This is a genomic window from Stenotrophomonas sp. YJH_SMC_20 (assembly GCF_059367845.1).
Genome location: NZ_JCAFRG010000002.1, coordinates 190885 through 204692 on the forward strand (window position 1 = coordinate 190885; position 13808 = coordinate 204692).

At 61.9% G+C, this 13808-nt stretch carries 8 protein-coding genes and 1 pseudogene; 4 read left to right on the forward strand and 5 right to left on the reverse strand.

Annotation, left to right across the window (positions count from 1 at the left end):
- Positions 1-369 precede the first annotated feature (369 nt).
- Positions 370-3297, forward strand: a complete 2928-nt coding sequence (locus AC5P6A_RS04195; protein ID WP_495222240.1) for a hypothetical protein — start codon at positions 370-372, stop codon at positions 3295-3297.
- Between the two features lie 760 nt (positions 3298-4057).
- On the opposite strand, the gene AC5P6A_RS04200 is transcribed toward AC5P6A_RS04195, so the two are convergent.
- Together AC5P6A_RS04200 and AC5P6A_RS04205 are read right to left on the reverse strand one after the other, a co-directional pair.
- The gene (locus AC5P6A_RS04200) at positions 4058-4339 is read right to left on the reverse strand and encodes a DUF427 domain-containing protein (protein ID WP_102947209.1); all 282 of its coding nucleotides are present in this window, start codon (positions 4337-4339) and stop codon (positions 4058-4060) included.
- A gap of 203 nt (positions 4340-4542) precedes the next feature.
- Positions 4543-5682, reverse strand: a complete 1140-nt coding sequence (locus AC5P6A_RS04205) for a glutathione-independent formaldehyde dehydrogenase (RefSeq protein ID WP_102947208.1) — start codon at positions 5680-5682, stop codon at positions 4543-4545.
- Between the two features lie 350 nt (positions 5683-6032).
- On the opposite strand from AC5P6A_RS04205, the gene AC5P6A_RS04210 reads away from it, so the two are divergent.
- The gene (locus AC5P6A_RS04210) at positions 6033-6989 is read left to right on the forward strand and encodes an IS5 family transposase (RefSeq protein WP_102947207.1); all 957 of its coding nucleotides are present in this window, start codon (positions 6033-6035) and stop codon (positions 6987-6989) included.
- Positions 6990-7115: 126 nt separating this feature from the next.
- On the opposite strand, the gene crcB is transcribed toward AC5P6A_RS04210, so the two are convergent.
- The 3 genes from crcB to AC5P6A_RS04225 are packed head-to-tail and all read right to left on the reverse strand — an operon-like array spanning position 7116 to position 11774.
- Positions 7116-7493: a fluoride efflux transporter CrcB gene (crcB, locus tag AC5P6A_RS04215; RefSeq protein WP_102947206.1), complete on the reverse strand. Its 378-nt coding sequence runs from the start codon at positions 7491-7493 to the stop codon at positions 7116-7118.
- Entirely contained in the window at positions 7490-10492 is a 3003-nt protein-coding gene (locus AC5P6A_RS04220; RefSeq protein ID WP_102947214.1) for a Tn3 family transposase, read from the reverse strand. The genes crcB and AC5P6A_RS04220 overlap by 4 nt, the downstream gene beginning before the upstream one ends.
- Before the next feature lie 7 nt (positions 10493-10499).
- Positions 10500-11774: a tyrosine-type recombinase/integrase gene (locus AC5P6A_RS04225; RefSeq protein WP_102947205.1), complete on the reverse strand. Its 1275-nt coding sequence runs from the start codon at positions 11772-11774 to the stop codon at positions 10500-10502.
- A gap of 223 nt (positions 11775-11997) precedes the next feature.
- On the opposite strand from AC5P6A_RS04225, the gene AC5P6A_RS04230 reads away from it, so the two are divergent.
- Positions 11998-13050 carry a DNA-binding protein gene (locus AC5P6A_RS04230; RefSeq protein WP_102947322.1) on the forward strand — a complete coding sequence of 351 codons (1053 nt, stop codon included), beginning with the start codon at positions 11998-12000 and terminating at the stop codon, positions 13048-13050.
- A 143-nt stretch (positions 13051-13193) separates the two neighbouring features.
- Positions 13194-13795: pseudogene (locus tag AC5P6A_RS04235) on the forward strand (DDE-type integrase/transposase/recombinase); the annotation flags it as partial.
- Positions 13796-13808: the final 13 nt, after the last annotated feature.

Genomic DNA, 13808 nt, shown 5'->3' on the forward strand with positions numbered 1-13808 from the left:
TCCTGGAAAAGCGTCTCTGCGCGTTGACTTTTATGGTCGAGATCGATTGGCGACTTGGCTACGGCGGCATCCAAGCGTTGCGCTGTGGGTTCGTGCGCGCCTCGGCCGCCCCTTGTCCGGCTGGAGGCCTTTCGGGAGGTGGGCAGCTACTCCCCCAGCCCAGAACGACGCATTCCTTGTTGATGACCACCCCTGCGTGATTGACGCGAACTCGAGCGCAAAGACTCCTATGCCTGTTTCTGAGGGTATACATCTAGCTCGAGAACGGTTGCGCCGCCGCGGTAGTGCGGTGCGCATCACCGGCCTCTCCGGAGTGGGGAATCCGAGCTAGTTTCATACATCGTTGCTAACGATCATGCGGTTCAATTGGTGCTGGACAACTGCCCGCCAGACGTGCATCGGCAGTTGCAGAAGCAGGTCTCCGCAAGTAGCGCGATGCTCAGCCTTCTGACAATCGAGTACGACATCTCGGACGATCGTCCTGAGGAAACCGAAGTGATCCACCTCGAGCCGTGCAGCGAGGAGACGGTCTCGATGCTGATCCAGCGGCGGCACCCAGACATCGGGAAGTTGAACGCGGGCAAAATCGCCGAATTTTCCGGCGGCAATTCGCGCATCGCGATCGCGCTGGCCAGCCGGGTAGATGCAGATGAGACGTTGACAAACTTCTCCGACGAGGACCTTTTCCATAGGTTGTTCAGTCAACGAAAAGGAGCGTCCAATGAACTTCTGGAATGCGCTGAAGCGCTATCGCTCGTCTATTCCTTCAATGTCTCCTCGTCCGAGTTCAATGATGAGCTTGGCGTCCTAAGTGCCATCGTTGGCCTCGATCGTCGTGGTCTGCATCGGGCTCAGGCTGAGTTGATGCGTCGTCAGCTCGCGCAGAGTCGTGGTGAGTGGAGAGCAGTTCTTCCTCATGCACTTGCCAATCGTTTGGCGAAGCGTGCGCTGGAGAACATCCCTGTCGATGCAATCAATGCCGAGCTGCTAAAGCCAGAGAACCTCCGACTTTTCGTCTCATGTGCGCATCGACTGGGATACCTGCACGATTTCGAGCCTGCGGTTCGGATGGCAAATAGTTGGGTGAGCCCCGGCGGACCGCTGCATGATATTGGATCGTGTAACGAAGGCACGCTGTCTGCATTGCTATACATAGCGCCGGTATTCCCGGAGACCGTGCTGCAGCTGATCGAGAACGCCGCAACCAAGCCAGGCTTTGCCTCGCGCGAGAACCGAAACTTCAGGTTGTTCGTGCGCCTGCTGCACCAGCTAGCTTACGACGACGATAAGTTTGATCGTGCTGCGACGGTCATGCTGAAGTTCTCCGAGGGCGAGAAGTCAGGTGAGAACAGGGACAGCATAGTTGGACAGATGCGGCATCTGTTCTCGTTGCACCTGTCAGGTACGCTGGCGCGACCAGAACGGCGGTGTGCGTTTGTCAGCAAGCTACTCGAGTCGGGCACCGAGAGGCATCGCGAGATCGCAGCCGAGCTGTTCCATGCTGCGTTCGAAGCGACGCACTGGACGTCTTTCTCTGCGTTCGACTTCGGTGCACGTAGACGTGATGCTGGCTGGCAGCCGCGAACGCGTGCCGAAGAGCTCGAGTGGTATATCGGCTTCTTGAACTTGCTGCGACCGGTGCTGACATGTGATGACTTGACTCTTCGCGACTGGGCGCGCTCACTTCTGGCAGGTCATTTCCGGGAACTATGGACGTTTGCGGGCTGTTTTGATGATCTCGAGGAGATAGTCAGAAGTCATGCTTCGAAAGGGGAATGGCCGCAGATGTGGGTCTCGGTAAAGAAGACGCTTGGCTTCGATGGCGACTCAGCTCATCCTGATCTACTGGCTCGGCTGGAGTCACTTTCGCGCGTTGCGGCACCATCCGACCTCTATTCTGAGATCGAGGCCTATGTGCTGTCCAATACTTGGGATCACATCGAGAGTAGGGGGGGGCAAGTAGCCTTCAGTGACGAGATGATCAAAGAGAAGGTCATCTCTCTTGGTGAGATGGCCGCAGCAGAGCTAGGTTGCTTAGAGCGATTGGGTCCAGGGCTTTGGTCGGGCGAGTTCGATGCACTGCATCCTTTCGGCATTGGGCTGGCGCAAGGCAGCGTCGACCTAATTGCCACTTATGAGCGTCTTTTGAGCCTGGTGCAACTGCAGGCGCCTGCGAAGCTCAATCCACAGGTGCTTCAAGGCTATATCAGCGCTGCAAACGATATCGACCCCCGCTTGGCCATGGTGATGTTGGAGCGGGTGCTAGATCATCCCTTGTTGCGGACCTTCTTCATCTACCTGCTCAGCGCCATCAAGATTGGCCCATGGGGGTTCAATATGCTGATTGAGTTGGCTCGAGGGGAAGAGTTCGAAGCGTGGCGGTTTGGACAGCTTGCCTATGGCCGCATGCACGAGTCCCTTACCGACAGCGAGCTCGCGGAACTGTTCACCATATTGAACCAGCGCCATGATGGCTTCTACACCACGCTTAGTGTGCTAGAAATGCGATTCTTCGCGGGGAGGGGCGGAAACTACGTGCCGAGTGAAGATCTCCTTTCGACAGGGCGCGACGCCATTCGCGCTCTACTCGGGGGGAAGCGCGGACAGACTGAATTGAATCGCATCCGAGGGACTAAGCGGATCGCCCAGCAGTGCCTATCTGAGTCTGCTCCAGAACAGGAAGTCGAGGAGATCGTGAGGTTGCTTTGCGAAGGGTTGGATGATCTTAGAATTCGCAGCTCTGATTTCGAAGTCCTCATGACAACGCTATTCCGCAACTTCCCGGAGATTGTCCTTGGAGAGATCTTCACGGGCGACGATAGGGAGCGTCGTTTGATTGATCGCGTTTTCAAGTGTCGTTTCGGAGGTGCTTCGCCGTCACTCAATAGTATGCCGGTGGATCGGTTGATTACCTGGTGTCGAGGTGATCAAGATCGGATCGTGGGTGTTGCCGCAGCGACCTGCGCCTACTCAACTGTAGAGGCAACCGATATACCACTAGAACATCCCAAACGCGTTGTCCTCAGTGCGTCCATCAAAGGCTTGCTGGAAGCCGCAGTGGACAAGCAATGCATCGTCGATGTGATGTTTGCCGGAATCCAGCCCATGAGTTGGTCTAGCTCGTTGGCTGACATCATAGAAATTCGGGCCAAAGCTTTTGCTGAGCTGCTGGAGCATCCATTGGCCGAAGTTAGGAATCTTGTGGCGGAGAGGCTTGAACGGATCGAGCTCACAGTGCGAAGAGAGCGACAGAGGGAGGCGGAAGATCACAGTCGACGGGAACAGCGCTTTGAATGATGCGTATGGGTGAGATGGAGCCGGCTAGTCATCTTGGTGTTGCGCCCCGCATAGATACTCGGTCCTGTTGGCTCATTGTGAATTCGATGTACATAGATGAAAGGACCCTGTGCACACTGATTGGTTCTACGCGGGCACAATCAGCTGTGGCCGAACAGCAACAGGGCGGCAACTCAGGCGGGACTGTCACTCAAGCAGCTTGGGACCCAGTAAGTCCTTGGTAGCAGGTCGCCGAAGAACCGCCGGATGAACGCTGTTCTTCGGCGTATCCCTGTGGTGACAGACGGCGCTTTGCGTGGTCCAGCCGATATGGAGGGTCGGCAGGGATTCGTGTAAAAAACAGCTAAAAGCGAGTTAAGTCATTGGCATGGTTAAAGTTTCCAGCGACGACTGTGCCACTGCAAGCCCCGGGTTGCTATGCTGCTCCCAGAGCCGACGCCTAGAGTGAGGCATGGAGCGCGACCGCTATCCCCCTCTCGCTGCTGAGTGCGAGCATTGGCTGCGCACCGAGGTCGCCGTGGCCTACGACGCACTCAAAGCCGATCCCACGCGGGGTTTGGCCATCGATGACGTGCGAGCCAACCTCGTCAAAGCTCGTCGCGATCGCGAAGCTGCGGCGTCCTCGTGCGGCGGCAATGGTTGGTGCAACTACTGTGGGAGCGACGTGAGTCGCGATGAGGCATTACCGGTAAAGCTTCATCACGACTCACGTCGCTCCCACAAAAGCAGGGTGGCCGCTGCGTACGAAGCGACGCCCCTTCTACGTCCCCTGCACACCCTTCCAGAACGCAACATGCCCGCGAATCTGTTTGGCGGCGTCCTTCGGCTCCGGGTAGTACCAGGCCGCATTGGCGTTGACCGCATCTCCGACCACCACGTCGTAGTAGTGCGCCGTGCCTTTCCACGGACATACCGTAGTGTGGCTGGATTCGCGGAAGTATTCGCGCGGGAGCGACGCCAAGGGGAAATAGTGGTTGTTTTCGACTACGACCGTAGCGTCGCTGCTGGCCAGGGTGGTGTCGTTCCAGATGGCTTGTTTCATTGGGGGAACCTGCAGTGAGGGTGCCGGCCAGTATGCGCGTCGACAAAAAGAAACGGACATACAGCCTCTTCCGACCTGCTGATCCTGTGAGAGCGACGTCAGTCGCGATGAAGCTTTACCGGTAATGCCTCATCGCGACTGACGTCGCTCCCACAGGAAAATCTGACTGCAGGCAGGTTTGTGAAGCTAGTGATTGCCCGCACTCAGCCACCGGGCTTCAAAACCACCTTGGTCCAGCCGTCTTCGCGCGCATCGAAACGTTTGTAACCCTCGGGCGCCTGCGCCAGTGGCAACTCATGCGAGATCAGGAATGAAGGCTTGGCCTTGCCTGCCTGGATCAGGTTGCAGAGTTGGCGGTTGTACGCCTTGACGTTGGCCTGGCCGGTGCGGATCTGCTGGCCCTTGAACCAGAACTCACCGAAGTTGAAAGCCAGGTGGCCTTGCTTGGCCAGCTTGTCCTCGGCACCCGGGTCCTCGGGAATGAACACGCCCACGACGCCTATCCCGCCGGTCGGCTTCACCGTCTTGACCAGGTTGTTCATGGTCAGGTTGGGCACTTCATGGCCCTTGCAGTTGAAACATTGATAACCGACGCATTCGCAGCCGCGATCGGCGCCGTTGCCTTCTGTGAGTTCGAGCACCTGCTCGACGCCGCTGCCTTCCACGTCGTGGATCGCGATTGCACCGATTTTTTCGGCCAGTGCCAGGCGGTCCTTCTGCATGTCGACCACCATGACCTTGCTGGCGCCCTTGATCATCGCCGAATACGCCGCCATCAGTCCCACTGGCCCGGCGCCGTAGATCACCACCGTTTCGCCAGGCTGCACGCCGGCCAGTTCGGTGGCGTGATAACCGGTGGGAAAGATATCGGAAAGCATCACGTAGTCGTTCTCCTTCTCCTGCGCATCCGGCGGCAACACCAGGCAGTTGAAGTCGGCATACGGCACGCGCAGATACTCGGCCTGGCCACCTTCGTACGGTCCCATGCCGGCGAATCCGTAGGCGCCGCCGGCGTTGCCCGGGTTCACCGTCAGGCAATACCCAGTCTTGCCGCGTTCGCAGTTGGCGCAGAAACCACAGCCGATGTTGAAGGGCAGGCACACGCGGTCGCCGACCTTGACCCGATCCACCGCATCGCCGACTTCGATCACCTCGCCCAGGTTCTCGTGGCCGAGGATGCGCCCGGCCTGCATGTCGGTGCGACCTTCGTACATGTGCAGATCGGAGCCGCAGATATTGGTGGTGGTGATGCGCACCAGGGCATCGGTGGATTTTTCGACTTTCGCATCGGGGACATCGACCACGCTGACATCTCGCGGGCCGTTATAGACGAGGGCTTTCATGGGGAATTCCTTGAGCGAGAGTGACGCCGGGTGCCGACGCGCTGTCGCAGCGTTGTTGTTGTGCGGTAAGGGTGTTGAAGCGAGCTTAGCGATCGGCGCGTATGCATCGCGGCAAGACGATGTGATCCGTGGGTGAAACCGGCTTCGTCCGGCCCTGGGGGTTTTTCTCGATGACCGACAATCGTGCTTGCCACTGAAGCGCCATCGATTGACCTGAAACGCCTGCTGGATTCATGAGGCAACCGCTCCGCAAGTAACGCCAGGTGCCGCGAATTTGTCTAAGGCAACGCTGATCAAGTCTCAAAAACCTGAGAAAATAGTCTCATGTATTGGATAGCGGGAATCGAGCGATGAAGCAGCAGACCTTGGCGATGGCGGCGGATCAGGAAGTTGGGTTCGAGCAGTACCGTCGGCCCACGCGCCGGGATGTGTTTCTTTCGACGATGGAGCAGATCGTGCCGTGGTCGGCGCTGTGCGCGGTGATCGAGCCGCACTACCCCAAGCCTGGCAACGGTCGTCCGCCGGTGGGGCTGGAGCGGATGCTGCGGATGTATTTCGTGCAGCACTGGTTCAACCTGGCCGACCAGGCATGCGAGGAAGCACTGCTCGATAGTCCGGCGCTGCGGCGGTTCGTGGGGATCGACCTGGGCCGCGAGCGGGTGCCCGACGCCACCACGCTGCTGAAGTTCCGCCGCTTGCTGGAGCACCACGAGTTGGGCGCAGCGTTGTTCGCCCAAGTGGGAGACGTGCTTGAGGACCGCGGCCTGAAGGTGGGCACCGGCACGATCGTGGATGCCACGATAATCGCAGCACCGAGTTCGACCAAGAACGCCGACAAGGCCCGCGATCCTGACATGCACCAGACGCGCAAAGGCCAGCAGTGGTATTACGGGATGAAGCTGCACATTGGCGTGGACAGCCGCACGGGGCTGGCGCACAGCGCGGCGGTGACCGCAGCCAACGTACACGACAAGCACTTGCTGGAGGACCTGCTGCACGGGGAGGAGCGGCGGGTCTATGGCGACAGTGCCTATGCCAGCCAGAAGGCCCTGATTGGCGAGCATGCGCCGCATGCCAAGGACTTCACCAACCAGCGGGTGCGCAAGGGCGGCGAAGTGGATGAAGCCGAGCGCAACCGCAACAAGTCCAGGATCCGGGCACGGGTGGAACACGTGTTCGCGGTGGTGAAGCGGCTGTGGGGCTTCAGCAAGGTGCGCTACCGAGGGCTGGAGAAGAATGCCAATCGCAGCTTCGTGGTGTTGGGGCTGGCCAACCTGTACTTGGCGCGTGCCCGTGTGGCGGGATAGATGCCCTTGGTGGGCAGCGATGGGGGTGAAAATCCCCGACCGCTGCAAGGTTCAAGCTACAAAAGTCCATGTAGGGACAAAAATCGCTTCATCGAATTCATCTTGATCAGTGCAATCGCTGTGCAGCTACTTGATCAGCGTTGCCTTAATGCCCAGCCAGACTGCGGCGATGCCGAGTACAACACTTGCGCCCGCGTACAGCACGGCAACCCACAGCTCGCCACGCCGCAACAGGTGGGTTGCTTCAAGGCCGAATGCAGAAAACGTGGTAAACCCGCCGAGTAGGCCGGTGAAGAGGAACAATCTTGTGCTTGGGCCAAACAGCTCGAACCGCTCGGCGAGGCCGGCAAGAATGCCCACAACGAGACATCCCAGCACGTTGACGGCGAACGTGCTGTACGGAAAGCGCTCTTGTGCGGTCAGGTGTAGGACGACGCCGCCAAGCTTGTAGCGAGCGACCGCGCCAATGAACCCTCCGAGACCCACGAGCAGGATGGCTTTCATGCTGTGTGACCTGCCGTGAACTCAAGAATGCGCCTGGAGAAATCGATCGGCTCGACTTCGCGCTTGAGGTCCAGCGTGTAGTCGCCGAACCGGTTGATGTGGCTGGTCCGGTATGGCGACAACCCAGCAAGCACTTCCGGGCTGATGTTAGCGCCATCTTGCCGCAGCTCCGCCAGCACCCGGGTCATCTGCTCCACGTTGTGCAGGATGACCAGGTTGGCCACCAGCTGGTTGTAACGCACGATCTTGCGCTGCTCGTGCTGGACGTTCTCGGCAATGATGCCCTCGCCGCCGAAGAACGCCCATTTGACGAAGCCGTTGAACTCCTCGCTTTTGTTGGTGGCGGCGTGGATGGTTTTGCGCACTTCGACATCGTCGATGTAGCGCAGCAGGAACAACGTGCGCACGGCCTTGCCCAGTTCGCGAAACGCCCAGTACAGCTTGTTCTTCCGGCTGTAGGTGCCGAGCCGGCGCAGGATGGTCGAGGCGGTAATCTTGCCCACTTTGATGGAAATCGCGACCCGCAGCATGTCGTGCAGGTGGGTCTCGATCAGCTTCCAGTCGATGCTGTCGCCGAACAGTGCCTGGATGTTCTCGTACGTCCGCCCCGGCTCCGGCCGGGAGAACACCAGATCCTTGATGTTGCGGATGCGAGGCATCAGGTTGATGCCTAGCAGATGCGCCAGCCCGAACACCGGGAAGCTCTGCGCCTGGGTGTCGCCGTGCACCGTGTCGGGCTGGATGTCGGAGCGGTTGGCCAGCAGCCCGTCGAGGATGTAGACCGCCTCGTGCACGCCGCACGGGATGAAGTGGCTGAACAACGCGATGTACTTGTCGGACACGTGGTAATAGCCGATGCCGCCATAGCCGCCGTACCGGATGTGGTACTCCGACAACAGGTTCTGCTCGTACACGCTCCACTTGGTGCCGTCGGCCGAGGCGCTCTTGCCGCTGCCCCAATAACCGGGCAGCTCGAACTTGTTGTACAGGTTGATCACCTCGACGATCGCCTTGTCGAGGGTCTCGTCGGTGACGTATTTCAGGTTCAACCAGGAGATCTGACGCCGGCTGAAACCCTTGACCGAGCGCGCGGTCTGGGTCGGCCCAAGATTGCAGCCGTAGCAGAACAGCGTGGTGATCACCCGCCGCAGCAGATCGTCGACCCGCGCGTCGGTGCCGGCGATCGGACGGAAGTGCACGTGCAGATCCAGCCAGCGGGTGGTGTCAACCAGGACATCGACGATGCTGGTCGGTGGCAGGCGTTCAGTGATCGCGCTATCCACCGCGGCGATCGCCTGCGTTACCTGGGCGCCCTGCAGGCGCCTGAGCACCAATCGCCCGTCGACCACGCTGGCGTGCAGGTTGTCCGGAAACCGGGCATCGACGGCATCGGCCAATGTCGTCAGCTCGGTGCGCAAGCCCTGCACAAAGTCGGCCGCGTCGGTGGCGATCCCCGATACCTCGCCGTAGGCGTCCAGCTCCTGCGCGAACGTCGCCTCGTCGACCAGCTGCTCGCGGTAGTCGTCGTAGCGCTCGCCGTGCGGGATGTACAAGTCGCCGGATTTGAGTTCGTCCTTGACCTGCGCCAGCACCGCCAGCTCGAAATACTTGCGGTGGATCCAGCCGGGGCTGGCAGCAGCCAAGGCCTTGGGCAGCACGTGCTTTCGCCAGGCGGCCGACAGCCAAGTCAGGTCGGTGGTCACCTCCAGCCCCAGCCCGGCCGCGTCGACCGCCTCGCGACGCTGGCTGCGCAGCGCGAGTACGGCGCCGATCATGTGCTCCATGCTGGGATCCTGGCTGGCGGCCCGCAGGCCCATGATCTCCAGACAGTTGAACAGCAGCGGGCGCAATGTCCCGTACGGCGCCAGCAGGAACGGCAGGTAGTTGCGGCCGGCGTAGGCCATGTGCTCATCGCATTCGGCCATCAGCAGGCTGATGTCGGCGACCAGCACGCCCTCGATCGCATCCACGCGCTGGGTATCGGTGCCCTCGACCTGGTAGGCCTGCAGGATCTCCCGGAGCTGGCCGATCAGCGCGTCGGCGCGCTTGCTGTGTTCGAGCTGGTAGGCGATCAGCTTCTGCTGCGCGGTGTTCTCCAGGTTCTGAATCAGCCGGATGAACAGGTCGGCCGCATCGTCGAGCGTCTTGCGGTACTGCGAACGGATGAAGATCGCGGCCAGCGCATAGCGCTTGACCGGGACCAGTTCGGCCAGTTCGCTGGCATCGAGCGCGCGGGCCATCGCGCGGAATTGCTTGAGCTTGGGCACCGAGACATCAATCGGCGGCAGTTGCTCGGCCAAGGTACGCAGGCGCTGGATGTGCTGCAGGTAATGGCGCACTTCCTTGTTGGTCGGCCGCTTGGGCTCGCGCTTGAGCGCGTGCCAGCCGCTGTGATGGCTGCCCGGCGGCGTCAGCAGCAGCTCGTCGATCAGCGCCCGCATCGCCGGCGTCAGCGCGTCCGTAATCTGGCGGTAGTGCGCGTCGTGGACCTGTTCGCGGGCGGCGATCGCGAGACGTTCGAGCGTGCTGAACGCCGGCAGCTCAAAGCGGTGGTGCACCAGCTCTTCGAGCATCACGTTCACGATGTCGGGCACGATGTGTTTGGTCTGAGCCGCCGTTTCAGCAACCGTGCCAAGCCAGTCACGCCCGGCGCTATCGAGCGGGCGGACATTGAGGAACGCCCGCAGCTGGGCCAGGTGCCCACGCTTGCCACCGGACGTGTCGTAGCTCGCCAACCGGTCGGCCGGTACGCGCCGCATCCCCACGGCCTGGGCGACGTGCTGCGCGATGCGTTGGGGCACCTCGTCCAGTGTCGTGAAATAACCCAACCGCTGAAACAGCTTCAGATGCAGCAACAGGGCCAGACGCGTGGCCGGGCCGCTGGTGATGCTTCGGACGCACTGAAGTTCCGCCTCGCTGGGCGTGTAGATGTCCTGCAGTTCTTTGGCGGTGGGATCGGGCTTGAGGCGTGGGTAGGCGGTTTCGTGCAGCGTCGTCATGCGCAGCTCAGTCCCAATGGCGGCCGCCCGCTTCATCGCGCAAGGCGACGGCGAGGAAGCACTGGTGGTTGTCGGCGATGCGGTGCATCTCGTCGAGCAGCATCGCGATGGTTTCTTCCAGCGCCGCGTCGTCAGATGCGGCGATCGCCAGGCGGTAGCGAGTGCCATCGGCATCGAGCCGCTGCGCCTGGTGGGGGTGCAGGCAGATCTGCTCGATCAGCCGATGGGCCTTGGCCAGGCCGCGCACGCGCGGGGTGAGCCGGGTCAGCGTGATGGTCGCCTCCACTGTCGTGCTCGGCACCGGCGCGACAGCCGGCGCCGGCAGCGCCAGGCGCGGGGGCGCGATCGGCGGCAGACTGGCTTCGATGCGCTCACGGGCGAACGGATCGGCGCCATCGAGGTAGCGCATCGCCGAATTTACGTCGCGCCAGCCGACGTACTCCATCAGCGCCTTCACGTCCCAGCCGTTGGCGTTGGCCCAGCCGGCGAAACCCCGGCGCAGCGAGTGGCTGCTGTAGTCGTCGGGCGAGGCCAGGCCGGCCTCGCGGAAGATCCGCCGCAGCAGGCGCACCAGGCTGTTGGGATGCAGCGGCGTGGCGGCGATCCCCGCCCACTGGTCGACCGCGCGGAACAGCGGGCCCTCGTGGAGGTCGGCCGCCGCGATCCAGGCCGAGGTCGCCGCGACCGGACACCAGCGCGACAGCGCCGGCACCTTGTAGGTCCGGCCGGTGTGCTGGCGGTCGCCCTTGCTGTGCGACAGGAAGCAGGTCATGCCTTCGCCGGGCACCAGGCGCAGGTCCTGCACCTGCAGACGAACCAGTTCGTCGCCGCGGAAGCCGCGCCAGAAGCCCAGCAGCACCAGGGCGCGATCGCGCAGGTGCCGGAGCCGGCCGGCCGGATCGCCGCGCGTGCCGGCCGCGGCCGCGGCGCCGTCGAGCCAATCCACCACCTGGCCCAGTTGCGTGAGCTGCAGCGGTGTGGCGCGCTTCTCTTGGCTCGGGTGCAAGGTCTGGATGCCCTTGAGCACCTTGCGCACGATCGGGGCCCGCGTGGGGTCGGCAAAGCCGTGCGCGTGATGCCACTGGGCCAAGGCTGCGAGCCGGTGCTTGAGCGTGTTGAGTGCGAGTTGCCCCGCGTAGGCGGCCAGGTAGCGGGCCACCTGATCGGCGGTCGCCGGCAGATGACCGCCCCAGTCGACCTCGAAGTGACGGGTCGCGCCGGCGTACGCGCGCTCGGTGTTGGCGCGGGTGGCCGCATCCAGGTACTGCTCGACCGTGCTCATGGTGGGTGCTCCCCGCTTGCCATCGCTGCGGACCGACGACGAATCGCCTGCGCTGAGGGTTTCGTACCGCTTCGGGCCGACTCTACCCCAGTTTTGGGGCTAAGGCGGGATAATTCCACATTATCCCGCGTAACTAGTCAGCCGTAAATACGGCTTGACTTGATATTATATAGTACGTAAATACGTAGTACGTACTACGGTACGAAATTCTCAGGAGGCGGACATGGCACGCGGCGGGCTCTACAAGTCGGAAATCAAGAAGGCGCGGGACAGCCTGTTGGCGCAAGGCATCAATCCTTCTCTCGATGCGATTCGTATCGCCTTGGGCAACACGGGCTCCAAGACGACCATCCATCGCTACCTCAAGGAATTGGAGGCGGAGGAAGGCCAGGGTGTCGGGGCGACGGTGGCGGTCAGCGATGCGCTGCAGGACCTGATCGGCCGGCTCGCAGCACGCCTGCACGAAGAAGCCGAGACTGCGATTACCGAGGCTCGGGAGCAGTTCCAGGCACAAATGCGGGAGCGCGAAGCCGCGCTGGAGAGCCAACGGCAGGAGGCGGCCGCGCTGAGCACCCAACTGCAACGCACCGAAACCGCCCTGCAGGCCGAAACCGAGGCGCGCGCGCAGGGGCAGCAGGCCCTCACTGAGGCGAACACCACGGTGCGCCAGCTGGAGGAGCGCGTCGCCGGGCTGACGACGCGCGTGGTCGAGCACGAGGCGCACGCCCGCTCGCTGGAGGAGAAGCACCAGCACGCACGCCAGGCGCTGGAGCACTACCGCACCTCCGTCAAGGAGCAGCGCGAACAGGAGCAGCGCCGGCACGAGCAGCAGGTGCAGGAACTGCAAGTCGCATTGCGCCAGGCCAACGAAGCGCTGACCGCCAAGAACCACGAGCTGCTGCAGCTCAATCGCGACAACGGCCAGTGGCTGGAGCGCCACGGGCGTCTGGAGCGCGAACTGGCGCAGGCCAAGCACACCGCGGAGGCACAGCAACGGGAACTGGATGCGTTGCGACTGACCGCGACCGAGCACCAGGCCCTGCAGACACGATGGGCCGAGGACGTACGAACGCTGGACAGCGTACGCATCGAACTCACCGACGCCCGCGCCGAAACCACCCGGGAGCGGGAGCGCCGCGAGCAAGCCGAAGCCAATGCGCTGCGCGCTGGCGTGCGCCAGGAAACGCTGGAACAGTTGCTGGCACAATTCCGCCCCGAGCACGCCAACGACAGCGCGGCCGATGCGATCTCATCCCGTGAGAAGGCCGCCCCTTAGCCTCATCGCGTTGAACGTCCGGAGACTCACATGAGCAAACTTGATGATGCCATCGCGGGGCTGGCGCCGCGCGGGAGGCTTACCACGCCCGTTGTCTTATGGTGTGGCAAGAACTGCAAGCCGCCGAGCCGGCCGCTGCGAAAGTGCCGCACAAGGCCTTCAAGCTTTACGAGCCGGGCTACTTCCATATGGACGTCAAGTACTTGCCGCAGATGGCCGATGAGCGTCGCCGACGCTATCTGTTTGTCGCCATTGATCGGGCCACGCGTTGGGTGTTCGTGGCGATCAAGAGCGACAAGAGCGCCGCCAGTGCCCACAGCTTCTTGCAGGCGCTGCACCAGGCCAGCCCGATCAAGATCGTCAACTGTTGACCGACAACGGCAAGGAGTTCACCGATCGCCTGTTCGCCACGCGCGAGCGTCAGCCCAGTGGCCATCACGAGTTCGACCGGCTGTGCCGGGCCTTGGGCATCGAGCACCGCCTGACCAAGCCCAGGACGCCGAAAACCAATGGCATGGTCGAGCGCTTCAATGGCCGCATCAGCGACGTGCTCAACACCCACCACTTCCATGGCGCCGACGACCTGGAGCACACCCTGTTACGTTACGTGGCCTTGTACAACCACCAGTTGCCGCAGTCCGTGTTGAAAAGCAAGACACCGATCCAGTCCATGAAGGATTGGTACAAGTCCCATCCGATGCTCTTCAACAAACGGCCTTATGATCGTGCGGGATGCGACAAGTAGCATCCTCTCGGGT